The sequence below is a fragment of the Janibacter melonis genome (genome assembly GCF_003721155.3).
Taxonomy (GTDB): domain Bacteria; phylum Actinomycetota; class Actinomycetes; order Actinomycetales; family Dermatophilaceae; genus Marihabitans; species Marihabitans melonis.
The window spans coordinates 2,666,467-2,690,525 of the sequence record NZ_CP044548.2 but is presented as its reverse complement, the minus strand read 5'-3'; the positions used below and the strand labels follow the sequence as shown (position 1 = coordinate 2,690,525).

Here is a 24,059-nt window from a genome sequence, read left to right as displayed (position 1 = left end):
TTGATTGACGTTTCAACCATAGCAACGACGCCCCCGGCTTGGCCATTCCCTCCGGCGCGGCGCCTCGGGGGTCGGGCCCCTACCCCGGGAGGACGGCGCCGGGGTTCATCAGGCCGGCGGGGTCGAGGGCGGACTTCACCGCGCGCATGAGGTCGAGCTCGACCTCGGACGTGCGCTGCTGGTGCGCGCCGACCTTCGTGCGCCCCAGACCGTGCTCGGCGCTGATCGACCCGCCGCGCGCGGTCACCTCGTCGTAGACCGCCGCCGTCAGCTCGGGCGCGGCGGCGCGCAGCGCGTCCTCCTGCCCGACGGGCGCGGTGAGGTTGTGGTGGAGGTTGCCGTCGCCGACGTGCCCGTAGGTGACGAGACGGACCCCGGGCAGGACCGCGTCGAGCCTCGGCGCGAGCGCGGCCACGGCATCGGCGAGACCGGCGATCGGGAGGGTGACGTCGTGCTTGACCGACGGCCCCTCGACCCGCTGGGCCTCGGACACCCCGTCGCGCAGGACCCACAGCGCGGCGCGCTGCGCGGACCCTGTCGCGACGACTGCGTCCGCGACGAGACCCTCCTCGACGGCCGCGCCGAGCGCGCCCTCGAGCTGCGCGTCGAGCGCGCACTGGTCTACCCCCGCGAGCTCGACGAGCCCGTACCAGGGGTGCACCTGGGCGAAGGGGTCCCGCGCGCCGGACACGTGGGCGAGGACGAGGTCGAGGGCCTGGCGCCCGACGAGCTCCCACGTCATGAGGCTCTCCGCGGCGTGCTCGCGCAGCCGACCGAGCAGGGCGACGGCCGACCCGACGTCGGGCAGCGCGACAAGTGCCGTCGCCCGCCGTGGGGTGGCCGGCAGCAGACGCAGCACGGCCGCCGTGACGACCCCGAGCGTGCCCTCGGCCCCGACGAAGAGCTGGGTGAGGTCGTAGCCGGTGTTGTCCTTGCGCAGCGCACGCAGCCCCTCCCACACCCGCCCGTCGGGCAGGACGACCTCGAGGCCGAGGACGAGCTCACGGGTCATGCCGTAGCGCAGCACCGCGGTGCCGCCGGCGTTGGTCGAGACGATGCCGCCGACGGTCGCCGAGCCCTCCGAGCCGAGCGAGACGGGGAAGAGCCGACCGACCCCCTTCGCCGCCTCCTGCAGCTCGGCGAGGACGACGCCGGCCTCGACGGTCACCGTGTCAGAGACGGGGTCGACGTCGCGGATGCGGCGCATCCGGGTGAGCGAGAGGACGACCGACGGGCCGTCGTGCCGCGGTGTCGCCCCGCCGTTGAGCCCGGTGTGCCCGCCCTGGGGCACGACGGCGACGCCCTCGGCCGTGCACAGCCGCACGACCTCGGCCACCTCGGCGGTGCTCGCCGGCCGCGCGACCGCGAGCGCCGAGCCGACGACCGTGCCGGTCCAGTCGCGCAGGTAGGGCTCGAGGTCGTCGCCGTCGGCGAGCAGCCCCCGGTCGCCCAGCACCTCGCGCAGCGCCGCGACGAGCCCCGCGCTCACGAGTCCCCCCGGAGCCGGACGTGCTGCGGGCCGAGCGAGCCCACGTCGGGCACCCCGAGCAGGCACATCGTGCGCTCGAGCTCGGAGCGCACGATCTCGAGCACCGCGTCGACCCCGCGTCGGCCGCCGAGCATGAGGCCGTAGAGGTACGGCCGGCCGACGAGCACGCCGCGGGCGCCCATCGCCAGCGCCGCCGCGGCGTCACCGCCGGAGCGCACCCCGGAGTCGACGTAGACCTCGGTGCGGTCGCCGAGCGCGTCGACGACCTCCGGCAGCAGCTCGAGCGGCACGGGCGCGCGATCGAGCTGACGCCCGCCGTGGTTGGAGAGCACGACCGCGTCGGCCCCCGCGTCGACGGCGACGCGCGCGTCCTGCGTCGTGAGCACGCCCTTGACGACCACCGGCAGGCCCGAGCGCTCCTTGACCCAGGCGATGTCCTCGGGGCGGATCGCCTGCTCTCGCAGCGCGTTCGACACCCCCCACCGCGCGTGCTCGGACCCCTCGGGGAAGGTCGCGAAGCGCAGCGGCTCGCTCGTGAGGATGCCGCCGACCCACCCCGGGTGACGGGCCAGCCCGGCGAGCGTGCGCGGGGTCAGCTCGGGCGGGATGGCGAAGCCGTTGCGCCTGTCCTTGCGCTTCATCCCCGTGACGACCGTGTCGACGGTGAGCATGACGGCCTCGTACCCGTGCTCGCGCGCCTGCTCGAGGTGCTCCAGGCTCACCCCGCGGTCGCGCATGAGGTAGAGCTGGTACCAGTTGCGCCCGCCGGGCGCCGCGGCCGCCAGGTCGGGGATCGAGGTCGTCGCGTACGTCGACAGCGTGTAGGGCACCCCCGCGTCGGCGGCCGCCGCGGCGACCGCGCACTCCCCCGTGTGGTGGCTCAGCCGGGTGTACCCGGTCGGCGCGAGGACGAAGGGGGAGGCCGCGGGCCGCCCGAGCATCGTCGTCGTGAGGTCGGGGGTCGCGACCGCGCCGAAGACCGTGGGCCGCAGCTCGACCCGCTCGAAGGCCGCCCTGTTGCGCGCCATCGCGATCTCGGCGTCGGAGCCGGAGTGCACGTAGTCCCACACCGCGCCCGGCACCCGCCGCCGGGCCATCGCCTCGACGTCGTCGATGCTCACCGCCCGGGCGAGACGCCGCGACACCGCGTCGGCGGCGGGCCGGCGCAGGTGGAGGAAGGGCTCGACGTCGGCCCATCGGGGCACGCGTCGGGCCGGGCGCGGGGTGAGGGCAGCGGACATGGTCGACCTCTCGTCAGGTGCGGGGGCGGGGGTGCGTCATCCGAGGACCGCGGCGACGACGAGCGCGACCGGCAGGGCCGCGACGGTGGTCACGAGGATGGTCTCGCGGGCGACGTCCTGCCCGACGCGGTAGCGCGTCGCGTGCAGGAAGATGTTCTGCGCGCTCGGCAGCGCGGCGGTGAGGACGACGCCGAGCAGCGCCGGGCCCTCGAGACCCAGCGCGGAGGCGACCGCCCACGCGACGACGGGCATGACGGCGAGCTTGAGGCCGGAGGCGAGGGCGACCTCGGCCGTGTGACCGGAGCGGCCGACCGGGGGCGAGAGCCGCAGCGCGGCGCCGTAGCTGAGGAGCATGAGCGGGATCGCCGCGCCGCCGAGCAGCGACAGCGGGGCCTCGACGACCTCGGGCAGCGGCCAGCCGGCGATCGCGATGACCGAGCCGATGACGGCGGCGACGGTCAGCGGGTTCGTCGCGACCCGGCGCAGCGCGGCGGCAGCGCCTGCGGCCCCGCCGCGGAGCCGGTCGAGCACGACGAGGGCGACCGGCTGCACGACGAGCAGCTGGAGGAGCAGGGTGGGCACGACGACGCCGACGTCGCCGACGACGAAGGCGGCGATGGCGATGCCGAGGTTGCCGGCGTTGACGTAGCCGGAGACGAGCGAGCCGATGACGACCTCGCCCGCCGGCCGGCGCCAGACCAGCCGTGCGACGAGCGCGTAGAGCACGAGGTTGACGGCGAGGGCGCTCGCCGACGCGACGACGTTGACCCCCGCCCCGACGAGGTCGATCCGCGAGACGGTGACGACGAGCAGCGCCGGCATCGCCGCGAAGAACGCGACCTCGCCGAGGGTGACGATCATCCGGTCGTCGACGACCCCGACATGCGCCAGCCCGGCGCCCACGGCGATGACGAAGAGGATCGTCGCGAATCCCACGATCACGGGTAGACCTCCCTTCGACGGTCTGGACAACTCATCATACAACCTCCATACTCATCGCATGAGTTGGCGGGGCGTCCCCTGACCCGCCGTCCGCACCCGCCCCACACAACCACCGGAGGACCCCCATGGCCGACGCGATCCGCTCCCTGACCCTGTCGCACGTCGTGCTCCCGCTCGAGACGCCCGTGAGCGACGCGAAGGTCCTCACCGGCCGGCAGAAGCCGCTCACCGAGACCGTCCTGCTCTTCGTCGAGGTGACGACCGAGCAGGGCCACCGCGGCATGGGCTTCAGCTACTCCAAGCGCGCCGGCGGTCCGGCGCAGTACGCCCACCTCCGCGAGGTCGCCGAGGTCACCATCGGGCAGGACCCGGCCGACATCGACCGCATCTACCAGTCCCTCATGTGGGCCGGGGCCTCCGTCGGCCGCTCCGGCGTCGCGACCCAGGCCGTCGCCGCCCTCGACGTCGCGCTGTGGGACCTCAAGGCCCGGCGCGCCGACCTGCCCCTGGCCAAGCTCCTCGGCGCGTACCGCGACTCGTGCCGCGTCTACAACACCTCCGGAGGCTTCCTCCAGGCCTCCGTCGAGGAGATCAAGGAGAAGGCGAGCGCCTCGCTCGAGGCCGGCATCGGCGGCATCAAGATCAAGGTCGGCCAGCCCGACTGGCGCGAGGACCTGCGTCGCGTCGCCGCCCTGCGCGAGCACCTCGGCGACACCCCCTTCATGGTCGACGCCAACCAGCAGTGGGACCGCGACCGCGCCCGCCGCATGTGCCGCGAGCTCGAGGCCTTCGACCTCGTGTGGATCGAGGAGCCGCTCGACGCGTGGGACGCCGTCGGCCACGCCGACCTCTCGCGCACCTTCGACACCCCGATCGCCACCGGCGAGATGCTCACCTCCGTGCCCGAGCACATGGCGCTGATCGACGCCGGCTACCGCGGCATCGTCCAGCCCGACGCGCCGCGCATCGGCGGCATCACGCCCTTCCTGCGCTTCGCGACCCTCGCCTCCCACGCCGGGCTCGCCCTCGCGCCGCACTACGCGATGGAGATCCACCTCCACCTCGCCGCGGCCTACCCGACCGAGCCGTGGGTCGAGCACTTCGAGTGGCTCAACCCGCTCTTCGAGGAGCGCATCGAGATCCGCGACGGCCAGATGTGGGTGCCGGACCGCCCGGGTCTGGGCTTCACCCTCAGCGAGCGGATGCGTCAGCTGACGAAGGACACCGTCACCATCGGCGCCGCGTGAGCGATGGCGTGAACGGTCGAGGTGCGGTCGGGTGGTCTCGAGGCTCGGGCTCTGAGGGCCCGTCGCACCTCGACCAGCCCTGTCGTCGTCGTGCGGGCATGATGCCCGCATGACGACGACCCTCGCGCATGCCGTGGTCACCGGGCTCAAGGAGGCGATCCTGCGCGGCGACCTGCCGCCCGGGGCGAAGCTGCCCTCGGAGCCCCAGCTCGTCGAGGAGTACGGCGTCTCGCGCACCGTCGTGCGCGAGGCGGTGACCCGGCTGCGCAGCGAGGGGCTCGTCGAGACCTTCCACGGGCGCGGGTCCTTCGTCCTCGCACTGCCCGAGCCCTCCCCCTTCGCCGCCGAGTCGACCCGGATCCGCACCCACGACGACGTCCTGGCGATGCTCGACTTCCGCATCGGCGTCGAGAGCGAGGCCGCCGCGCTCGCGGCGCACCACCGCACCCCCGCCGACGAGCGGGCCATCCGCGCGGCGACGGAGGACTTCGGGCGGCAGGGGCACGAAGGGGCGGTGAGCGCCGACTTCGACTTCCACCGGGCGGTCGCGGCCGCGACCGGCAACCGCTTCTACCTCGAGCTCGTCGAGTCGCTCGGGCCGATGATGATCATGCTGCCGCGCACCCAGCTCGGCGAGCCGTACTCGATGACCGACGCGACGCACGTCGAGCGGGTGCAGCGCGAGCACGACGCCATCGCTGACGCCGTGCTCGCGGGTGACGCCGAAACCGCCCGGGCCGCGATGCGCGTGCACCTCGGCAGCAGCCGGCGTCGGGTGGGGTCTACCAGCTCGCCGTCCGGGGGCTGAAGCCCGGCTCGATCGAGCGCATGTAGACGGTGTCCTCGCGACGCCGCACCCCGCACTCGAGATACTGCTCGTGGAGCAGGCCGAGCGCGTCGCGGTCGAGCGTCACGCCGAGGCCGGGGGTCGTCGGGACCTTCACCGACCCGTCGACGAAGTCGAGCACGCCGGGCTCGACGACATCCTGCGTCTTCCACGGGTAGTGGGTGTCGCACGCGTACGTGAGGTTCGGCGTCGCGGCGGCGAGGTGGACCATCGCGGCCAGGCTGACCCCGAGGTGGCTGTTCGAGTGCATCGACAGGCCGAGACCCCATGTGTCGGCGATGCCGCCGAGCAGGGCCGAGCGGCGCAGACCGCCCCACAGGTGGTGGTCGGACAGGACGACCTGGACTGCGTCCTGCGCGATCGCCGGCGGCAGGTGCTCCATGGCGATGACGCACATGTTCGTCGCGAGGGGCAGCGGGCTCTGCGCCGCGACGGCGGCCATCCCCTCGATCCCGGGCGTCGGGTCCTCGAGGTACTCGAGGACCCCGTCGAGCCGGCGGGCGACCTCGATCGAGGTGGGGACGGTCCACGCGCCGTTGGGGTCGAGCCGCAGCGGCATGTCGGGGAAGGCCTCACGCAGCGCCTCGATCGCCGCGCACTCCTCGTCGGGCGGGAAGACGCCGCCCTTGAGCTTGAGCGAGCCGAAGCCCCAGCCGTCGACGAGCCGGCGGGCCTGGGCGACGACCTGGTCGGGGGTGAGCGCCTCGCCCCACTCGTCGTCGGGCGCGCCGGGGTGACCGGCCCACTTGTAGAAGAGGTAGCCCGAGAAGGGCACCTCGTCGCGCACGGCGCCGCCGAGCAGGTCGCTCACGGGCACCCCGGCGCGGTGGCCCTGGATGTCGAGGCAGGCGACCTCGAAGGGGGAGAAGACGGTGTCCGACGCGGAGTCGACGTCGAGCATCCCGCCGAAGCTCGCGCCCGCGCCGCCGTCGCCCGTCGCGAGCACCTCGGCGACGAGCCGGCGCAGGCCGTTGAGGTCGTAGGGGTCGGTGCCGGGCATCCGGGCGGCGACCGCCTCGAGCCGGGCGAGGTGGGTCTCGTCGCCGTAGGTCTCGCCGAGCCCGAGCACCCCGTCGTCGGTGTGCACCTCGACGACCGCACGCAGCGCCCACGGCTGGTGGACGCCGACGACGTTGAGCAGGGGCGGGTCGGCGAAGGCGAGCGGGGTGACGACGACGCGGGAGATCTTGGCGCTGCTCATGCGGTCGGCTTCACGGCGAGGACGGGGACGTCGAGACCGAGGAGCAGGCGCTGGGCGTCGCTGCCGAGGACGAGCTTGCCGACGGGGCTGCGGCGACGCAGACCGATGACGACCATGCTCGCGCCGGTGCTCGCGACGAGCCCCTCGAAGGTGTCGACGATGTCGGAGCCGTGCAGCGGCTGCTCGACGGTGGCCTCGACGCCCGCCGCGCGGGCGGCGCCGAGGATCCGCTCGCGGGCCTCGTCGTCGACCATCTCGGCGTCGACGGTGCTGCCGCGGCGCGGGCTGTTGACGACGACGACGTCCTGCTGGAGGGCCGCCGCCATCTCGAGACCGCGGGCCAGCGCGGCCTCGCCCTCGGGGGTGGGGACGTAACCGACGAGGATGCTCACGGGTCTCTCCTTGGGGTTCGTGCGGGGGTGCGGGGCGGGATGGGCACGGGGTCAGATGGGCACGGGGTCAGACCCGCAGGTCCTCGCGGTCCGGCTGGTCGGCGACCGCCGCGGCGCGGCGGCGCTTGCGGATGCCGCTGACGATCGGCCAGGCGGCGACGAGCACGAGCACGAGCAGGATCGTGCCGGAGATCGGGCGCGTGACGAAGCCGGTCGGGTCGCCCTCGAAGATGATGAGCGAGCGTCGGATGTTCGCCTCGACGAGACCGCCGAGGACGAAGGCGAGGACGAGCGGCCCGGGCTCGAAGCCGAGCTTCTTCATGAGGTAGCCGATGACGCCGAAGATGATCATCACGTAGATGTCGAAGACGCTGTTGTTGATCGTGTAGACGCCGAGGACCGTGATGAGCACGGTGATCGGGGCGAGGATCGCCGGGCGCACCCGCAGGATCCGCACGAAGATGCCGACGAGCGGGATGCTGAGGAGCAGCAGGATGAGGTTGCCGACGTACATCGAGTTGATGACGCCCCAGAAGAGGTCGGGGCGCTCGTCGACGAGCTGCGGGCCGGGCGTGACACCGAGGATGAGCAGGGCGCCGAAGAGGATGGCCATCGAGGCGTTGGCCGGGATGCCGAGGGTGAGCAGCGGGATGAAGGACGAGGTCGCGGCGGCGTTGTTGGCCGTCTCGGGGGCGGCGACGCCCTGGATGGCACCGCGGCCGAAGCGCTCGGGCGTCTTGCTGATCCGCTTCTCCGTCGCGTAGGCCGCGAGCGAGGACATCACCGCGCCGCCGCCGGGCAGCACGCCGAGGAGGAAGCCGATGCCGGACCCGCGGGCGATGGCGCCCGAGGACTCCTTGAGGTCGGCTCGCGAGGGCCAGACGTTGCCCACCTTCGCCGGGGCGTGGACCTTGCCGTGGCGCTCCTCGAGGTTGTAGAGGATCTCGCCGACGCCGAAGAGGCCCATGGCGACGACGACGAAGTCGATGCCGTCGGAGAGCTGGAGGCTGCCGAAGGTGAAGCGCTCGGCGCCGCTGAAGCTGTCGCGGCCGACGGTCGCGAGGAGCATGCCGATGCCGGCGGCGATGAGCGCCTTGAGCATGTGGCCGCTGCCGATGGTCGAGACGAGGAGCACGCCGAGCAGGGCGAGGGCGGCCATCTCGGGCGGGCCGAAGTCGAGGGCGTAGCCGGCGATGACCGGGGCGAGCAGGCTCAGGCCGATGATCGACACGGTGGCGCCGATGAAGGAGCCGATCGCCGCGATGCCGAGCGCGGTGCCCGCCTTGCCCTGCTTGGCCAGGGCGAAGCCGTCGAAGACGGTGACGACCGATGACGCCTCTCCTGGCAGCCGGAGCAGGACCGAGGTGATCGTGCCGCCGTACTGGGCGCCGTAGAAGATGCCGGCGAGCATGATGATCGCCGAGACCGGGTCGGTGCCGTAGACGATCGGCAGGAGGATCGCGATGGTCGCCGCCGGGCCGAGGCCGGGCAGGACGCCGATGAGCATGCCGATGAGCACGCCGATGAGGCAGTAGAGGAGGTTGCGGGGCTCGGCGACGACGCTGAAGCCCTCGAGGAAGGCGCTGACATCCATGACGACTCCTGGTCAGAGGGCGATGAGGTGCGGCAGCGGGATGCGCAGGCCGTAGAGGAAGAGGACGTAGAAGACCGCGACAGTCCCCACGGAGACGGCGATCGAGGTCCGCCAGCTCTCGCCGCCGAGCCAGCGCAGCCACACGAGGCACAGGAGCAGCGAGGGGATCTCGAAGCCGATGACCGGCAGCAGGACCGCCACGCCGAAGAAGGTGGCCAGGCCGACGAGCGGCAGCAGGCTGGAGCGGCTGAAGACCTCGGTGTCGGTCAGGCCGCGCCCGAAGACGAGCAGCAGGACACCGAGCGCGGCGATGCCGACCGAGATGATGAAGGGCCACAGGCCCGGGCCGGGGTCGCGGGGCGACCCCAGGCCGTAGCCCGAGGCGAGCACCGCACCGGCGATGCCGATGACGAGCGCGACGAGCGCGCCGGCGATCTGGTAGCCGGGCCCGCCTGCGGGCGGACGCTCCTCGGCCAGCTCCTCGGCGACCTCGGCCTCGAGCTCGGCGAGGACGTCGCCCTCCGGTGCCGTCCGGGGGCTGCCCGGTGCGCGCTCGTCGCTCATGCTCTTCTCCTTCGGTCCTGCGAGGTGGTGCGGGTGCTGTGCGTGATGGTGCAGGTGGTGCGGGTGCCGTGAGGCGTCAGATCACTGCTTGGCCAGGTCGAGGTCGTACTTCTCGACGAGCTCCGCGTAGCGCTTCTTGTCGGCCTCGAGCTGGGTGGTGACCTCCTCGCCGGAGACCTCCATCGGCGTGAGGCTGTTCTGCTCGTTGAACTTCTTGTACGCATCGGTGGCGAAGGTGTCCTTCATCCCCTTCGCGATGGTGTCCTTGACGTCCTGGGGGGTGCCCTTGGGCACGGTCATGAAGCGGTACTGGAAGACCTCGACGTCGAGGCCCTGCTCCTTGGCGGTGGGCACGTCCTTGAGGTACTCGATCCGCTCGGGGGCGAAGACCGTGACCGGCGTGAGCTTGCCGGACTCGATGTTCTCGACCGCCTCGCCGATCTGCAGGCAGGCCGTGTCGACCTGGCCGCCGAGGACCGCGGTGAGCGCGGGGGCGCCGCCGTCGAAGGGGACGGGCTTGGAGGTCGCGCCCGCCGTCTCGAAGGTGAGGGCGCAGGAGAGCTGCGCGCCGGTGCCGACACCGGTCGTCGCGTAGGTGAGCGTCTTCGACGCGCCCTTGATGTCGTCGAGGTCCTTCAGACCGCTCTTCGGGCTCGTCACGAGGACGTAGTCGTCGCGGCTGACGCCGCCGACGACCTCGACGTCGTCGATGCTCGTCACCTCGGACTCCTTCACGGCGAGCGGGGTGATCGCGAAGAGCGAGGCGTTCTGGATGCCGATGACGGAGCCGTCGTTCTTGGCGTCCTTGATCTCGGCCGCGGCGAGCGCGCCGTTGGCGCCCTCGCGGTTGATGACGGCGAAGGTGCCGCCGAGCGAGTCGGACAGCCCCTTCGAGACCGCGCGGCTGATGAGGTCCGAGGACCCGCCGGCCGAGGCGCCGACGTACATCTCGACGGTGCCGGAGGGGTAGGACGCGTCGTCGCCGCCGCCTCCACCCGTCGAGGTCTGGACACCGCCGCAGGCGGTGAGGGCGAGGACGCTCGCGCCGGCAAGGGCGGCGAGGGCGGGGGTCTTCGTGGGCATCGTTGCTCCTAAGGGGTTCCGCGTGACGAGGGATGACACTAGGAGGGGGTGTCGATGCACGTCCAAGCCCAAGTGAGCATGGAGTGATCCACGCAGAGCATCACGAAGGGAGGACGGGCCGACCGGCCGCAGCGGCATCCTCGCCAAGGCCCCCTTCGTGCGGGCTACCGTCGAGAGATGTCTCCAGCGGACGGAGTAGCCCCCATCAGGGTCGCCCTGCTCGACGACTGCGAGATGGTCGCCAGAGGGGTGGCCGCGATGCTTGCCGACCACCCCGGCCGGGTCGACCTCGTCGAGGCCGACCACCGGCTGGTCGTCGCGCAGCCCGTCGACATCGCCCTGTGGGACGCCTTCGCGCCCGGGGCGAGCGCGAAGGACCGCCCCGGAGCCGTCGACGACTCCCTCGTGCGCCGCACGGTGCTCTACACGTGGGACGTCTCGAGCCGGAGCGTGCGGCTCGCCCAGGAGCGTCACCTGTCCGGGGTGCTGTCGAAGTCGGCGAGCACCGGCCGGCTCGTCGACGCCCTCGAGCGCGTCGACGCGGGCGACCTCGTCGTCATGGGGCCAGAGCACGAGGTCACCGAGGAGTGGGCAGAGGGCGACGGGTGGCCGGGCCGGGCCGAGGGCCTCACCCGGCGGCAGTCCGACGTCGTGCGCCTCGTCGTCGTCGGTCTGAGCAACCAGCAGATCGCTCACGCGTGCTACCTCAGCATGAACTCGGTGAAGTCCTGCATCCGCGCCGCGTACCGCACGATGGGCGTCAGCTCGCGCAGCCAGGCGGTGCTGTGGGGCGTCGACCACGGCTTCCGCCACCACCACCCCTGACGACGGGGGACCCACCGCGGGTCGGCCAGGAGCACCCACGGCGGGCCGCTCTCCACGCTACGGCGGTGGCCTGGTCGACGCAGGCCCCCTTTCGGGCGGTCCCGCTCAGGTGCGGGCCGCGGTCGGCTGGTGGGAGCGGCGAGGGTCGAGCACAGCGTGACGAGTGCGTGACCTCGCCGAGCTGGGCCCTCCCTCGTCGCCCTCGTCGCTCCCATCCCCCCAGCGGCCGTGGTGCGCCGATGCGACGACGGTACTCGCGTCTCTTTACTGCGTCTTTACTTTCGCTTTACTACCCCTAGAGAATTTCTCAGCGCTGGACAGCGACCGGGCTGCTCGCAGGAGACAGTGCGAGGGTGAGGGCTCACCACCCCTTCGACGTCTGGACGCCTCCCATCCCTGCTGCAGCAGCCCGTGCCCGAGCCCGCCGGTGGGCGCACGTCGACCCGGCCCGACGAGGCCTCGTGCTGGCGTGGGTGGGCTTCACCCTCACCTTCGCCCTCGCGCGCCTCGTCACCGGGGTCATCAAGATCGGCGACCAGGACACGGGTGACGTCGTCGTCGGCGGCGTGCACCTGCACCACTACCTGTGGGGCATCGCCATCGTCGTCGCCGTCGCGATCTACGGGCTCGTCGACCGCAGCGCACGGACCCGGTCCGTCATGGGTGCCGCCCTGGGTGTCGGCGTGGCGCTCATCGTCGACGAGATCGCGCTGCTCGTCACCCTCGAGGACGTGTACTGGACGAGCGAGGGCTGGTCCAGCGTCGCCGTCGCGGTCATCATCATCGGCGTCGTCGGCAGCGCGCTCGCCGCGACCCGCAGCGGCCGGCAGGACGACTGAGCCGCCGTCGCGTGGCACCGGTTCGACGAGGGGGTGTCACCTCGAGGTGACACCCCGTCTTCGACCCACCGCCCGCGTACGCTCGGGCTCGTGATCACCCTCGACCAGGTCCGCTGCTTCGTCGCGGTCGCCGAGGAGCTGCACTTCGGGCGCGCGGCGCAGCGGCTGCAGATGACCCAGCCCCCGCTCTCCCGCCAGATCCAGAAGCTCGAGCGCGCCGTCGGCGCCCACCTGCTCGAGCGCGACAACCGGCACGTCGAGCTGACGGGGGCCGGTCTGGCCTTCCTCGACGAGGCCTACCGTCTGCTCTCCGTCGTCGAGAGCGCCGGCGACGTCGCCCGCCGGGTCGACGCCGGCGCCGCAGGCGTGCTGCGCCTGGGCTTCACCGCCGTCTCTGCCATCTCCATCCTCGGACCGCTGCTGCGCCGGCTGAGCACCGAGCTGCCCGACGTGGAGGTGCTCCTCTCCGAGCGGGTCACCGGGGCCCAGGCCGACGGCATCCGCCGCGGCGAGCTCGACCTCGGGCTCGCGCGACCCCCCTTCGACACCGGTCTGCTCAGCTCGCGCGTCGTCCTGCGCGAGCCGCTCATGGCCGTGCTCCCCACGGGCCACCCGCTCGCCGGGCTCGACCGCCCGCTGACGCCGGAGGACTTCGACGGCGAGCCCGTCATCGCCTACGACCCCCGGCAGTCCCGCTACTTCCACGAGCTCCTCGTGCGCTTCTTCGCCAACGCCCACCCGCGCGTCGACCAGCGGGTGCACCAGGTGCTCACCGCCCTGCTCCTCGTCTCCGCCGGCCGCGGCACGACCCTCGCGCCGAAGTCGGCCCGCTCCCTCGGCGTCGCCGGGGTCGTCTTCGCCGAGCTCGCGCACGGCGGCGGGCGCACCGGTCTCGACGCCGACCCCGAGCGGCCGGTCGAGCTCCACGCGATCTGGGACCGCTCGTCGGTCAGCCCGGTCGTGCGCCGGGTGCTCGACGTCATGCGGGCGGCGCCCGAGGCGCGCGCCGCCGCGGCGACGGATCGCGCCCGGCGCGTGGAGCAACCCGGCTAAGGTCTCAGCCAGGGAGCACGACGTCCACGGATGTGGACGCGTGCCCCGTCGATGACAGCCGAGCCCGCGACGACGCGGGGAGCAGGAGGACCTGGTGACGAGCGCGACCGAGCCGCAGCCCGAGGTGCCGGCGGAGCGTCCTGAGGTCCGCGAGGTCAAGTCGGCCGCGCGCACCGTCGAGGTGCTCGAGTTCCTCGCCGCCCGCGACAACCGACCGGTGCGGCTGCGCGAGCTGAGCGAGGGCCTCGGCGTCCCCCGCAGCAGCCTCCACGCCCTGCTGCGCACGCTCACCCAGCGCGGCTGGGTCCGCGCCGACAGCACCGGCACCCTCTACGGCATCGGCATCCGCGCCCTCCTGGCCGGCACGACGTATCTCGACTCCGACCCCTTCGTCCCGCTCATCACCCCGGTCCTCGAGGACCTGCGCGAGCAGCTCGACGAGACCCTGCACTTCGGTCGCCTCGACGGTCAGGACGTCGTCTACCTCGCGACCCGTGAGTCCAGCCAGTACCTGCGCCCCTTCAGCCGGGTCGGCCGACGGCTGCCCGCCTTCAGCACCTCGCTGGGCAAGGCGATCCTCGCCGACCTGCCGCCCGACGACCTCGCGGCGCACCTGCCCCCCGAGCTCGCGCCGCTCACCCCGCGCACCATCACCACCCGGCCCGGCCTCGAGGACGACCTCGCCCTGACCCGGCAGCGCGGGTACGCCATCGACAACGAGGAGAACACCCTCGGCGTGCGCTGCTTCGCCGTGCCGCTGCGCTACCTCCAGCCGACGTCGGACGCGATCAGCGCCTCCGTACCGCTCGCCCGTCTCGACGAGGCCCGTGAGCGCGAGGTGATCGGGGCGCTGCAGCAGGCCGCGCAGCGCATCACCGCGACCGTCCTGCCCGCTGCCCGGACGCTCGCGTGGTGACCCCGATGAGCACCCCGCGCCCGCTCGAGGTCCTCGTGACCGAGCCGATCATGACCCGCTTCGCCGACGTGCTGACCCGCGACGGCGCGAGCCCCCACGCCTGGCACCTCGCGAGCGGCCCCGATGCCGCGCGGCACGCCGCCGAGGCCGAGGTCCTCGTGTGCTCCTCGGCCACGCCCGAGCTGCTCGCGACGATGCCCCGGCTGCGTCTGCTCCACGTCACCGGGGCCGGCACGGACAAGATCGCGATGGACGCCCTGGGCCCCGACGTCGCCGTCGCCACCACCTCGCACCACGGACCCTCCATCGCCGAGCACGTGATGATGGTGTCGATGATGCTGCTGCGCGGGGTGCGCGGCTCCGACGCGCGCATGCGGGAGGGGCGCTGGCACAACGCGATCGTCGACCAGACCTACCCCTTCGGCACCCTGCTGTCCGGACGCACCCTCGGTCTCGTCGGTCTCGGCGAGATCGGCGGGTCCGTCGCCCGCCTCGCGCAGGTGATGGGCATGCGCGTGCGCGCGGTGCGCCGCAGCCCCGACGCCCCGCCGCCCGAGGGGGTCGAGCTCGACTGGAGCGGACCCACCGAGGCGCTGCACGAGCTGCTCGGGGCGAGCGACGTCGTCGTCGTCACCGTGCCGCTCACGGAGGCCACCCGCGGCAGCATCGACGCGGCCGCGCTCGCGGCGATGCGCCCCGACGCCGTCCTCGTCAACGTCGCCCGCGGCCCGGTCGTCGACGAGCAGGCCCTCCACGACGCTCTGAGCGAGGGCAGGATCGGCGGCGCCGGCATCGACGTGTGGTGGCGCAACCCGCGCGACCCCGACGCCCCGCCGCCGTCGCACCTCGACTTCACCGGCCTCGACAACGTCGTGCTCACGCCGCACCAGTCGGGGCACACGTGGGAGACCTTCGCCGGTCGGGCGCAGGACATCACCGACAACGTCGACGCCCTCGCCGACGGCCGCGAGCTGCGCGGTGTCGTCAGAGCACCTGCTGGCCGATGAGGAGCACCGCGCCGACGACGGAGACGGCGATCGCCACCCGTCGCTGACGCACCGGGTCGAGGACCCGGTTGAGCCCGCGCGAGAGGACGAAGCCGACCACGGGCATCGGCAGCAGGAGCAGGACGGCCCGCATGATCTCGGCGTCGACGGCTCCCGCGACGGCGAGGGTCGCGACCGACACCGCGGAGCCGACGAGGAAGAACGCGCTCATCGTGCCCCGCAGCCGGGCGCCGTGGTGGCCCTGCCACACGAGCGCCATCGGCGGCCCGCCGATCGAGGTCGCGGTGCCGAAGAGGCCTGACGCCGCGCCCGCGGTGAGCAGGGCCCCCTTCGTCGGCTCGGGCCGCCAGCCCAGACCGGTGATGACCGTGCCCGCGAGGACCACGGCGGCGACGAGCAGGGCGAGCACGCGGTCCGGCGCGAGCGCGACGACCGCGGCCCCCGCGACCGACCCCGGGACACGTCCGGTGAGCGCCCACCCGGTGCCGCGCAGGTCGACGTGCTGCCGGTCGGTGACGAGCGTGAGGGTCGTGACGACGGCGGCGAGCAGGACGAGGGTCGCGGGCAGCAGGGTCGGCTGCACGAGCGCGACGACGGGCGCCGCGATCATGCCCATGCCGAAGCCGATGGACCCCTGGAGCATCGCCGCCAGGGCGACGGCGACCCCGACGACGAGGAGCTCGCCGGGGCTCACGTCGTGCTGGCGACCCGCTCGTCGACCCTCGCCGCCCCGTCGGTGAGCGGGTGGAAGCACTCGGCGACGTGCGTGGGCGCGTCGACCTGCTCCACGAGCGGCGGCCGTGCGGTCGCGCACTCGTCGGTGGCCCGCCAGCACCGGGTGCGGAAGCGGCAGCCCGACGGCGGGTCGATCGGCGAGGGGATCTCGCCGCGCAGGATGATCTGCTCGCGACGCCGGCTGTGGTCGAGCGAGGGCGCCGCCGACAGCAGCGCCGCGGTGTAGGGGTGCTGGGGCTGGTCGAAGACCTGCTGCGCCTCCCCGGACTCGACGACCCGGCCGAGGTACATGACGACGACGCGGTCGGCGACGTGGCGCACGACGGACAGGTCGTGGGAGATGAAGAGGTAGGCCACGCCGAGCTCGCGCTGGAGCTCCTCGAGGAGGTTGAGCACCTGGGCCTGGACGGAGAGGTCGAGGGCGGAGACCGGCTCGTCGCAGACGATGACCGACGGCCCGAGCGCGAGGGCCCGCGCGATGCCGATCCGCTGGCGCTGGCCGCCGGAGAACTCCTGGGGGTACTTCGAGGCGTCGCTCGGGCGCAGCCCGACGAGGTGGAGCAGCTCGCGCACGCGGGCCGCCCGGTCGCGCCGGGTGCGATACATCCCCGAGTGGGTGGCCCACGGCTCGGCGATGATGTCGCCCGCGCTCATCCGCGCGTTGAGCGAGGCGAAGGGGTCCTGGAAGACCATCTGCACGCGGCGGCGGAAGTCGAGGAGCTCCTTGCCGGACAGGGCGAAGGGGTCGACCCCGTCGAAGCGCACCGTGCCGCTCTCGGGGCGCTCGAGCATGAGCAGGGAGCGGGCGAGCGTGGACTTGCCGCAGCCGGACTCGCCGACGAGGCCGAGGGTCTCGCCGCGGGCGAGGTCGAGGCTCACGCCGTCGAGAGCGGTGAGGGAGCCACCGCGCACGCTGAAGGTCTTCGTGAGGTCACGGACCTGGAGCAGCGGCTCGGCACCCTCGGTGGAGGTGGGGGCAGCGGTGGTGTCGGTCATCGGGCGACCTCCTCGGCGAAGTGGCACGCGGCGAGCCGGCCCGGCTCGACCTCGCGGACCGCGGGGCGCTCCGCGCGGCAGACGTCCTGCACGAGCGGGCAGCGGTCCTGGTAGACGCAGGCCGCGGGGATGGCGTGCAGCTCGGGCGGCGAGCCGCCGATCGAGGGCAGGTCCGCCCCGCGGTGGTCCTCGCTCGGCACGGACTCGAGCAGCCCCCGCGTGTAGGGGTGGCGCGGCGAGCCGAAGACCTCCTCGACCGGGCCCTCCTCGACGACCCGCCCGGCGTACATGACGACGACGCGGTCGCAGCGCTCGGAGACGAGCGCGAGGTCGTGGGTGATGAGCACGACGCCCATGTCGTGCTCGGTGCGCAGGTCGGCGAGCAGCTGCATGATCTGCGCCTGCACCGTGACGTCGAGGGCGGTCGTCGGCTCGTCGGCGAGGAGCACGTCGGGCGAGAGGGCCACGGCGATCGCGATGAGCAGGCGCTGGCGCATGCCGCCGGAGAACTGGTGCGGGTAGGCGTGGTAGCGCTCCTCGGGCTCGGGGATCCCGACCCGGCGCATGAGGTCGACCGCCTCGACCTTCGCCTGCTTGCGCGACATCCCCCGGTGCAGCCGGAAGGGCTCGGCGAGCTGGCTGCCGACGGTGTTGACCGGGTTGAGCGCGGTGAGCGCGTCCTGGAAGACGATGGCGATCTCGGGGCCGGCCATCTGCCGGCGCCGCGAGCGGCTCGCGGTGACGAGATCGGTGTCGCCGACGTGCACCGACCCGCTGCCGATGCTCGCGACGGGGTCGAGCAGGCCCACGACGGCGGTCGCGGTGAGCGACTTGCCGCAGCCGGACTCACCGAGGAGGGCGACGGTCTGCCCCCTTCGCGCCACGAAGCTCACGTCGTCGACGGCGCGCACGACGCCGCCGGGGGTGCTGATGTCGACGCTGAGGCCCTCGACGCGCAGGGCGACCTCGCGGTCCTCGGACGGGGTCGGACGGGTCTGGGTGGCTGCGGTGCTCACGTCGTGGACTCCTTGATCTGGGGCACGGAGCGGCGGCGGGCCGAGCGCGGGAGCGCGAGGCGCCAGCGCTGCGCCGGGTCGGTCGCCAGCCGGACCCAGGCGGCGAGGATGCTCGCCGAGACGGTGGTGAGGACGATGGCCAGGCCGGGGAAGAAGGAGAGCCACCACGCGGTCTGCAGGTAGGCGCGGCCCTGGCTGACCATGAGGCCCCAGCTGACGTCCGGGGGCTGGATGCCGATGCCGAGGAAGCTCAGCGAGGACTCGGCGAGGATGACGAAGCAGAACTCCAGGGTCGCGACGGTGAGCAGCGTCGGAAGGATGACCGGCAGGACGTGCCGCCGGATGATCGCCCCGCTCGGGGTGCCGAAGGTGCGGGCCGCGTCGACGAAGGTGCGGCTCTGCAGCTCGGCGGCCTCGGCCCGCGCGGTGCGCAGGTAGATCGGGATGCGGGTGATCGCGAGGACGAGGACGATGTTCGCGGCGCTCGGCGAGAAGACGTAGAGCACGACGACGGCGAGCAGCAGCGAGGGGAAGCTGAGGATGACGTCGGCGACGCGCATGGCGATCGTCTCGCGGCGGCCGCGGTGGTAGCCGGCCCACATGCCGATCGCCGAGCCGATGACCGCCGCGACGAGCACGGCCGGCACGGCGACGAGGATCGTCGTGCGGGCGGCGACGACGAGACGGGCCAGCAGGCTGCGGCCGAGCAGGTCGGTGCCGAGCACGTCGAGCCAGCCCGACTCGAGCGAGAAGGGGGCCTGGCGTCCGCGCGCGAGGTCGATGCGGTTGGCGGCGTCGCCGACGAGCATCGGCCCGATCGCCGCGGTGAGCAGGACGAGGGCGAGGACGACGGCCGCGGCCGTGGCGACGCGGTCGCGCAGCAGCAGCCGCCACAGGGGCAGCGAGGACGTCCGGGCCGGCTCGCCCTCCACGGGCGTCTCGGTGCGGGACTCGAGGGTGGCGCTCATCTGGTCCTCCTCAGGCCGTGGCCGTCTCGCGGACCCGGGAGTCCAGGAGCGCGTAACCGATGTCGATGACGATGTTGAGCACGAAGATGGCGACCGCGGTCAGCAGCACCGCGGCCTGCAGGGCGGCGAAGTCACGGCCGACGATCGAGTCGATCATCAGCTTGCCGATGCCCGGCCAGCCGAAGATCGTCTCGACGACGACGGCGCCGTTGACGAGGCCGACGGTGAGGTCGCCGGCGACGGTGAGGGCCGGGGCGGCCGCGTTGCGCAGCGCGTGGTGGGTGACGACGCGGGTGTCCGAGGCGCCCTTGCTGCGGGCGAGCCGCACGTACGGGGCGGACAGGGCGGAGACCATCGCGCCGCGCACCACCTGGGTGAGCACGCCGAGGGGCCGGACGACGAGGACGGCGACCGGCAGCACCCAGGACGCCATCCCGTAGTCGACGCCCGACGTCGGCAGGATGCCGAGCACGACGGCGAAGATCCACACGCCCATGATCGCCAGCCAGAAGTCGGGGACGCTCGCGGCGATCATCGACAGGGTCGAGGCGATCCGGTCGCCGATCGAGTTGGGCCGGTAGGCCGCCCAGCTGCCGATGACGATCGCGAGGACGATCGCGATGAGCATCGTCGCCCCGGCCAGCTGCAGGGTCGCGGGGAAGGCGCGCAGCGCCATCGTCCCGGCGTCCTCGCCGGTGCGCAGCGACTGACCGAGGTCGAGCTGCACGACGCCCTTGAGGTAGTCGAGCATCTGCACGTGGATCGGGTCGTCGAAGCCGTTGGCCGCCGCGAACTCGGCCCGCTGGGCGGGCGTCGCCGACTCCGGCAGGTACAGGGCGGACGGGTCGCCGGTGAGCCGGGCGAGCACGAAGACGCCGAGCAGGACGACGACGAGGGGCAGGACGCTCGTCAGCGAGCGACGGCGCAGGAATCTCAGCATGGGTGGGCCTTCGTCCGGGTCGTCGTGGCGGTGGCGGTCATGGCGGCGCCCGTCACTGGTCTCGGGTGAACTCGGCGAGGCGCATCTCGTCGCCCGTCGCGGAGTTCGGCTCGTAGGACACCCGCGGCGCGAGCGCCATCGTGGCGCGCTGGTGGGCGATGAAGGCGAACTGGGTCGAGGTCTTCGGCTCGGTCTGGAAGACCTTCTCGAGCTTCGTCTGCCGGCCCTCCCCCGTGTCCTGCGAGGCGCTCTCGATCATCTCGTCCAGCTCCGTCGTCCCACCGGCGCTCTGGTTGCCCTCGCTGAGGTAGTACTGCTCCATCGTGAAGATGCCGTCACCGGCCTGGTTGCCGTGCTGGATCATCAGCAGGTACGGCCCGGAGTCCTGCGGGAAGGGCCGCTCCTGCAGCGCCACGGTGCCCAGGGTGTCGGTCATCTCGATCTTCACGTCGAGGCCCAGGCCGCTCAGCTGCTGCTGGATGACCTGGATGGTCTCGTCGATGAGCGGGAACTGCCCGGAGCGACCCACGAGCCGGATCTGCGGGCTGAGGTCGACGCCGTCGGCCTCGGCCTCGGCGAGCAGCTGCTTGGCCTTGGTGAGATCGGTCGGCCAGGGCTCGAGGTCGTCGTCGTGGCCCACGACGCCGGGCGGGATGAGCTGGGCGGCCACCTCCCCTTCGCCCTGGTAGAGCTCGTCGACGAGGGCCTGGCGCGGGACCGCGTAGGCGATCGCCTCGCGCACCCGGCGGTCGTCGAGCGGGGGCTGCTCCATCTGCATGCGCAGCGCGGCGGTCTCGTTGTTCGGGTAGGTCGTCGTCAGCTCCTCGGAGCCGTCCTCCGGGCCGAGGTTGGTCGCCACGTCGGCCTCGCCGCGCTCGACCATCGCGGCCCGCACGCTGCCCTCGCCGCGCCATTGGTACTCGACGCGGTCGAAGTCGGGGGCGTCGCCCCAGTACTCGGGGTTCGCGGAGAGGCTGAGCTTCGTGCCGGCCCGCCAGGAGTCGACCTGGTAGGGCCCGGTGCCGATCGACTGCCGGACCTTGGCCTCGCCGTCGGTCTCCTCGGGCACCATCTCGACGAAGGAGAGGCGAAGGGGGAGGATCGGGTCGGCCTCGGGCGCGGTGACCCGCAGCGTCGTCGCGTCGACCGCCTCGGCCTCGAGGTCGGTGTCGCCGAAGACGTAGCCCTCGACGTTGCACGCGAGGTCGCCGTTGACGGCCCGGTCGATGGAGTGGACCGCGTCCTTCGCGTCGAAGGTCGACCCGTCGGAGAAGCGGACGTCGTCGCGCAGCTCGAAGGTCCACGTGCGCTCGCTGGCCGAGGAGGTCCACCCCGTGGACAGCAGCGGCTCGAGCTCGCCCGTCGAGGGGTTGCGCTCCGCGAGCGGCTCGGTGATGTTCGAGCGGACGACGACACCGGTGCCGGTGAGGGAGGAGTCGCACGGCTCGAGCGACGGTGGCTCCTGCGAGAGGACGACCCGCAGGGCGTCCGTGGAGAAGGACTCGCCCGAGCCGACCGAGCAGGCGGCGAGCAGCGGGAGCGTGGCGGCGAGCGCGGTCAGGCGCACCCGGCCTCGGGACGAGGGACGACGCTGCGCCATGGGGCCTCCTGGCTCGGCGACATCGCTGGCGCCGGTCGTTCACGGATGTGGATGACGTTCCGGTGGTGGAACGCTAAGGGTCGATCACCCCGCCGTCAAGAGTTCACATCCATGAACTCTGTCCAGATATATACGACACCGCTATCGTCGAGCGCATGACAGAAGCTCCCCGGGTCCTCCAGGTCGGCCCCCTCAAGCCATCGTTGTCCGAGACGCTGCGCACGCGGTACCGCGCCCTCGAGCTGCCGCCGGGGGAGGCGTCCGCGGACTTCCTCGCGGAGCACGCAGCGGGGGTCACCGCCGCGGTGACCTCCGGTCGCACGGGCGTCGACGCCGCGCTCATGGAGCGCCTCCCCGACCTGCGCGCCGTCATCAACTTCGGCGTCGGCTACGACACGACCGACGTCGCCCGCGCCGTCGAGCGCGGCATCACGGTGAGCAACACCCCCGACGTCCTCACCGACTGCGTCGCCGATACGGCCGTGGGCCTGGCGCTCGACGTCACCCGCGGGCTGAGCGCCGCCGACCGCTTCGTGCGCCGCGGCGACTGGGCGCAGGGCCCCTACCCGCTCATGCACCGGCTCAGCGGCCGTCGCATCGGCATCCTCGGGCTCGGCCGGATCGGCCAGGCCGTGGCCACCCGGCTGTCCGCCTTCGGCTGCCCGATCAGCTACCACAGCCGGCGCGAGGTGCCCGGGGTCGGCTACACCTACGCGGCGACCCCGCGCGAGCTCGCCGCCGGCGTCGACGTCCTCGTCGTCACCGCGGCCGGCGGACCGTCGAGCACCCACCTCGTCGACCACGAGGTGCTCGAGGCGCTCGGCCCCGACGGGTTCCTCGTCAACGTCGCGCGGGGGTCGGTCGTCGACGAGGAGGCGCTCGTCGAGCTGCTGCTCGCCGGCCGGCTCCGGGGCGCCGGGCTCGACGTCTTCGCCCACGAGCCGCAGGTGCCGCAGGCCCTGCTCGACCTCGACTCCGTCGTCCTCCTGCCGCACCTCGGCAGCGGTACCCACGAGACGAGGGCCGCGATGGAGCAGATGGTGCTCGACAACCTCGACGCCTTCCTCGAGCGCGGGTCCGTGCTCACCCCGGTGCCGGAGGTGACCCGATGAAGGTCGTCGTCGGTTACCGCGCCACCGAGGCGGGCCGCGCCGCCCTCGCCGAGGCCGTCTCGCACGGGCGGGCCCACGGCAGCGAGCTCGTCCTCGTCGTCCCCGCAGCCGAGCGGGCCGACGCCGACGACGCCCTCGCCGCCGCCGGGGCCGAGGCCGAGGTCGTCGAGGTCGGTGACGACCGGCAGGCCGAGACCGAGCTGCTCGACCGCTCCTACGAGGACGACACCCAGATGCTCGTCATCGGCCTGCGCCGCCGGTCCCCCGTCGGCAAGCTCTTCCTCGGCAGCACGGCCCAGCGCCTCCTGCTGGAGGCGGGCTGCCCGGTCGTCGCCGTCAAGCCCGAGGTCGCACCGCGGCGCTGACGTCCGCGCGCTCCCCGGGCGTCGTCGTCGCGCGACAGCGATGCCCGGGGGGTATTGCGGGATACATCTTTGGGCTTGGACAGGCATCGTCCACCCCTCCTAGCGTGATCGACGAACCCCCCACCGGTACGACGACAAGGACGACAGCGTGACCGCCTACAGCCCCGCAGACCTGGCCGAGCAGCTCAAGAGCGGACTGCTCTCCTTCCCGGTCACGCACTTCACCCCCGACCTCGAGCTCGACCTCGACGCGTACCGCCAGCACCTCGCCTGGCTCGCCGAGCACCCCGTCGCCGGCCTCTTCGCCGCCGGCGGCACCGGCGAGGGCTTCAGCCTCAGCCTCGCCGAGACCGACGCCGTCGTGCGCGCCGCCGTCTCCGAGGTCGCCGGGCGCACCCCGGTCCTCGCTCCCGCCACCGGCGCGACCGTCAACGCCGTCGCCCAGGCCCGCGCGGCCGCCGACGCCGGCGCCGACGGCATCCTGCTCATGCCGCCCTACCTCACCGAGGCCGGCCAGGACGGCCTCTACGAGCACGTGAGCCGCGTGTGCGAGGCCACCGGCCTGGGCGTCGTCGTGTACTCGCGCGCCAACGCCGTGCTCCACGCCCCGACCGTCGCCCGTCTCGCCGAGGCCAACCCGACCCTCATCGGCTTCAAGGACGGCATCGGCAACGTCGAGCAGATGACGCGCACCTACGCCACCGTCGGCGACCGCCTCATGTACATCGGCGGCCTGCCGACCGCGGAGACCTTCGCCCTGCCGCTGCTCCAGCTCGGCGTGAGCACCTACTCCTCCGCCCTCTTCAACTTCGTGCCGGAGTGGGCCGTGGCCTTCTACGACGCCGTGCGCCGCCAGGACACCGACGAGGTCTACCGTCGGCTGCGCGAGTTCGTCCTGCCCTACCTCGACATCCGTGACCGCACCCCCGGGTACGCCGTCTCGATCGTCAAGGCCGGGCTCGAGGCCATCGGCCGTCCCGCCGGCCCGGTCCGCCCGCCGCTGACCGACCTCCGCCCGGACGAGCGCGCCGAGCTCGCCACCCTCGTCGAGCGCACCCGCCTCGTCGAGACCGCCCGCTGAGAGGAC

Annotated in this window: 24 protein-coding genes; 10 read left to right on the top strand and 14 right to left on the bottom strand. The window is 73.0% G+C overall.

Annotated elements, in window-relative coordinates:
- Positions 1-79: 79 nt before the first annotated feature.
- From EEW87_RS12875 to EEW87_RS12865, 3 genes are read right to left on the bottom strand one after another with little or no spacing between them, the layout of a single operon-like run.
- Positions 80-1,489: an FAD-binding oxidoreductase gene (locus tag EEW87_RS12875; RefSeq protein ID WP_123092669.1), complete on the bottom strand. Its 1,410-nt coding sequence runs from the start codon at positions 1,487-1,489 to the stop codon at positions 80-82.
- Positions 1,486-2,730, bottom strand: coding sequence for an alpha-hydroxy acid oxidase (locus EEW87_RS12870; protein ID WP_123092670.1), 1,245 nt, complete (start codon positions 2,728-2,730; stop codon positions 1,486-1,488). The genes EEW87_RS12875 and EEW87_RS12870 overlap by 4 nt, the downstream gene beginning before the upstream one ends.
- Positions 2,731-2,766: 36 nt before the next feature.
- Entirely contained in the window at positions 2,767-3,672 is a 906-nt protein-coding gene (locus EEW87_RS12865) for an AEC family transporter (RefSeq protein WP_224766939.1), read from the bottom strand.
- Between the two features lie 125 nt (positions 3,673-3,797).
- Between EEW87_RS12865 and EEW87_RS12860 the strand changes: the two genes are divergently transcribed.
- Positions 3,798-4,919 carry an L-talarate/galactarate dehydratase gene (locus tag EEW87_RS12860; RefSeq protein ID WP_123092671.1) on the top strand — a complete coding sequence of 374 codons (1,122 nt, stop codon included), beginning with the start codon at positions 3,798-3,800 and terminating at the stop codon, positions 4,917-4,919.
- A 109-nt stretch (positions 4,920-5,028) separates the two neighbouring features.
- Entirely contained in the window at positions 5,029-5,727 is a 699-nt protein-coding gene (locus tag EEW87_RS12855) for a FadR/GntR family transcriptional regulator (RefSeq protein ID WP_123092672.1), read from the top strand.
- Here EEW87_RS12855 and EEW87_RS12850 read toward each other — a convergent pair.
- From EEW87_RS12850 to EEW87_RS12830, 5 genes are all read right to left on the bottom strand, one after another.
- On the bottom strand, positions 5,702-6,967 hold the full coding sequence (locus EEW87_RS12850; protein WP_068271339.1) for a glucarate dehydratase family protein: 1,266 nt from the start codon (positions 6,965-6,967) through the stop codon (positions 5,702-5,704). The two genes, EEW87_RS12855 and EEW87_RS12850, sit on opposite strands and share 26 nt — an antisense overlap.
- Positions 6,964-7,359, bottom strand: a complete 396-nt coding sequence (locus EEW87_RS12845; protein ID WP_068271335.1) for a universal stress protein — start codon at positions 7,357-7,359, stop codon at positions 6,964-6,966. The genes EEW87_RS12850 and EEW87_RS12845 overlap by 4 nt, the downstream gene beginning before the upstream one ends.
- A gap of 67 nt (positions 7,360-7,426) precedes the next feature.
- Positions 7,427-8,953, bottom strand: a complete 1,527-nt coding sequence (locus EEW87_RS12840) for a tripartite tricarboxylate transporter permease (protein WP_123092673.1) — start codon at positions 8,951-8,953, stop codon at positions 7,427-7,429.
- 12 nt (positions 8,954-8,965) lie between these two features.
- On the bottom strand, positions 8,966-9,517 hold the full coding sequence (locus tag EEW87_RS12835; RefSeq protein WP_123092674.1) for a tripartite tricarboxylate transporter TctB family protein: 552 nt from the start codon (positions 9,515-9,517) through the stop codon (positions 8,966-8,968).
- Positions 9,518-9,598: 81 nt separating this feature from the next.
- The gene (locus tag EEW87_RS12830; protein ID WP_123092675.1) at positions 9,599-10,600 is read right to left on the bottom strand and encodes a Bug family tripartite tricarboxylate transporter substrate binding protein; all 1,002 of its coding nucleotides are present in this window, start codon (positions 10,598-10,600) and stop codon (positions 9,599-9,601) included.
- 177 nt (positions 10,601-10,777) lie between these two features.
- Here EEW87_RS12830 and EEW87_RS12825 point away from each other — a divergent pair, with 177 nt between their 5' ends.
- The 5 genes from EEW87_RS12825 (at position 10,778) to EEW87_RS12805 (ending at position 15,240) form a co-directional block, all read left to right on the top strand.
- Positions 10,778-11,425, top strand: coding sequence for a response regulator transcription factor (locus EEW87_RS12825; protein WP_148041598.1), 648 nt, complete (start codon positions 10,778-10,780; stop codon positions 11,423-11,425).
- A gap of 461 nt (positions 11,426-11,886) precedes the next feature.
- Positions 11,887-12,264 (top strand): hypothetical protein, encoded by a 378-nt coding sequence (locus EEW87_RS12820; RefSeq protein WP_205473727.1) that lies wholly within the window; start codon positions 11,887-11,889, stop codon positions 12,262-12,264.
- 90 nt (positions 12,265-12,354) lie between these two features.
- Positions 12,355-13,317: a LysR family transcriptional regulator gene (locus EEW87_RS12815; RefSeq protein WP_123092677.1), complete on the top strand. Its 963-nt coding sequence runs from the start codon at positions 12,355-12,357 to the stop codon at positions 13,315-13,317.
- A 94-nt stretch (positions 13,318-13,411) separates the two neighbouring features.
- Positions 13,412-14,233: an IclR family transcriptional regulator gene (locus EEW87_RS12810; protein ID WP_224766923.1), complete on the top strand. Its 822-nt coding sequence runs from the start codon at positions 13,412-13,414 to the stop codon at positions 14,231-14,233.
- Positions 14,234-14,238: 5 nt separating this feature from the next.
- Entirely contained in the window at positions 14,239-15,240 is a 1,002-nt protein-coding gene (locus tag EEW87_RS12805) for a 2-hydroxyacid dehydrogenase (protein ID WP_123092750.1), read from the top strand.
- Here the strand turns inward: EEW87_RS12805 and EEW87_RS12800 are convergent.
- Genes EEW87_RS12800 through EEW87_RS12775 form a run of 6 tightly spaced genes read right to left on the bottom strand, consistent with a single transcriptional unit; the run spans position 15,218 to position 21,495 of the window.
- Entirely contained in the window at positions 15,218-15,934 is a 717-nt protein-coding gene (locus EEW87_RS12800) for a sulfite exporter TauE/SafE family protein (RefSeq protein ID WP_123092678.1), read from the bottom strand. The two genes, EEW87_RS12805 and EEW87_RS12800, sit on opposite strands and share 23 nt — an antisense overlap.
- Positions 15,931-16,971 carry an ABC transporter ATP-binding protein gene (locus EEW87_RS12795; RefSeq protein ID WP_123092679.1) on the bottom strand — a complete coding sequence of 347 codons (1,041 nt, stop codon included), beginning with the start codon at positions 16,969-16,971 and terminating at the stop codon, positions 15,931-15,933. The genes EEW87_RS12800 and EEW87_RS12795 overlap by 4 nt, the downstream gene beginning before the upstream one ends.
- Complete coding sequence (locus EEW87_RS12790) at positions 16,968-17,987, bottom strand: ABC transporter ATP-binding protein (protein ID WP_123092680.1); 1,020 nt, start codon at positions 17,985-17,987, stop codon at positions 16,968-16,970. The genes EEW87_RS12795 and EEW87_RS12790 overlap by 4 nt, the downstream gene beginning before the upstream one ends.
- The gene (locus EEW87_RS12785) at positions 17,984-18,955 is read right to left on the bottom strand and encodes an ABC transporter permease (RefSeq protein ID WP_123092681.1); all 972 of its coding nucleotides are present in this window, start codon (positions 18,953-18,955) and stop codon (positions 17,984-17,986) included. The genes EEW87_RS12790 and EEW87_RS12785 overlap by 4 nt, the downstream gene beginning before the upstream one ends.
- Before the next feature lie 10 nt (positions 18,956-18,965).
- Entirely contained in the window at positions 18,966-19,895 is a 930-nt protein-coding gene (locus tag EEW87_RS12780; protein WP_123092682.1) for an ABC transporter permease, read from the bottom strand.
- Positions 19,896-19,947: 52 nt separating this feature from the next.
- Complete coding sequence (locus tag EEW87_RS12775; RefSeq protein ID WP_123092683.1) at positions 19,948-21,495, bottom strand: ABC transporter substrate-binding protein; 1,548 nt, start codon at positions 21,493-21,495, stop codon at positions 19,948-19,950.
- A gap of 155 nt (positions 21,496-21,650) precedes the next feature.
- On the opposite strand from EEW87_RS12775, the gene EEW87_RS12770 reads away from it, so the two are divergent.
- The 3 genes from EEW87_RS12770 (at position 21,651) to kdgD (ending at position 24,053) form a co-directional block, all read left to right on the top strand.
- Complete coding sequence (locus EEW87_RS12770) at positions 21,651-22,607, top strand: 2-hydroxyacid dehydrogenase (protein ID WP_123092684.1); 957 nt, start codon at positions 21,651-21,653, stop codon at positions 22,605-22,607.
- The gene (locus EEW87_RS12765) at positions 22,604-22,972 is read left to right on the top strand and encodes a universal stress protein (protein ID WP_123092685.1); all 369 of its coding nucleotides are present in this window, start codon (positions 22,604-22,606) and stop codon (positions 22,970-22,972) included. The genes EEW87_RS12770 and EEW87_RS12765 overlap by 4 nt, the downstream gene beginning before the upstream one ends.
- A gap of 148 nt (positions 22,973-23,120) precedes the next feature.
- Positions 23,121-24,053, top strand: a complete 933-nt coding sequence (kdgD, locus tag EEW87_RS12760) for a 5-dehydro-4-deoxyglucarate dehydratase (RefSeq protein WP_068271292.1) — start codon at positions 23,121-23,123, stop codon at positions 24,051-24,053.
- Positions 24,054-24,059: the final 6 nt, after the last annotated feature.

What these genes read in the sequence shown, in the direction of transcription:
- EEW87_RS12835 (WP_123092674.1), bottom strand. Translation starts at nt 9,517, where the DNA reads ATGAGCGACGAGCGCGCACCGGGCAGCCCCCGGACGGCACCGGAGGGC.
- EEW87_RS12765 (WP_123092685.1), top strand. Translation starts at nt 22,604, where the DNA reads ATGAAGGTCGTCGTCGGTTACCGCGCCACCGAGGCGGGCCGCGCCGCC.
- EEW87_RS12775 (WP_123092683.1), bottom strand. Translation starts at nt 21,495, where the DNA reads ATGGCGCAGCGTCGTCCCTCGTCCCGAGGCCGGGTGCGCCTGACCGCG.
- EEW87_RS12805 (WP_123092750.1), top strand. Translation starts at nt 14,239, where the DNA reads ATGAGCACCCCGCGCCCGCTCGAGGTCCTCGTGACCGAGCCGATCATG.
- EEW87_RS12780 (WP_123092682.1), bottom strand. Translation starts at nt 19,895, where the DNA reads ATGCTGAGATTCCTGCGCCGTCGCTCGCTGACGAGCGTCCTGCCCCTC.
- EEW87_RS12850 (WP_068271339.1), bottom strand. Translation starts at nt 6,967, where the DNA reads ATGAGCAGCGCCAAGATCTCCCGCGTCGTCGTCACCCCGCTCGCCTTC.
- EEW87_RS12770 (WP_123092684.1), top strand. Translation starts at nt 21,651, where the DNA reads ATGACAGAAGCTCCCCGGGTCCTCCAGGTCGGCCCCCTCAAGCCATCG.
- EEW87_RS12870 (WP_123092670.1), bottom strand. Translation starts at nt 2,730, where the DNA reads ATGTCCGCTGCCCTCACCCCGCGCCCGGCCCGACGCGTGCCCCGATGG.
- EEW87_RS12795 (WP_123092679.1), bottom strand. Translation starts at nt 16,971, where the DNA reads ATGACCGACACCACCGCTGCCCCCACCTCCACCGAGGGTGCCGAGCCG.
- EEW87_RS12830 (WP_123092675.1), bottom strand. Translation starts at nt 10,600, where the DNA reads ATGCCCACGAAGACCCCCGCCCTCGCCGCCCTTGCCGGCGCGAGCGTC.
- EEW87_RS12860 (WP_123092671.1), top strand. Translation starts at nt 3,798, where the DNA reads ATGGCCGACGCGATCCGCTCCCTGACCCTGTCGCACGTCGTGCTCCCG.
- EEW87_RS12840 (WP_123092673.1), bottom strand. Translation starts at nt 8,953, where the DNA reads ATGGATGTCAGCGCCTTCCTCGAGGGCTTCAGCGTCGTCGCCGAGCCC.
- EEW87_RS12785 (WP_123092681.1), bottom strand. Translation starts at nt 18,955, where the DNA reads ATGAGCGCCACCCTCGAGTCCCGCACCGAGACGCCCGTGGAGGGCGAG.
- EEW87_RS12855 (WP_123092672.1), top strand. Translation starts at nt 5,029, where the DNA reads ATGACGACGACCCTCGCGCATGCCGTGGTCACCGGGCTCAAGGAGGCG.
- EEW87_RS12825 (WP_148041598.1), top strand. Translation starts at nt 10,778, where the DNA reads ATGTCTCCAGCGGACGGAGTAGCCCCCATCAGGGTCGCCCTGCTCGAC.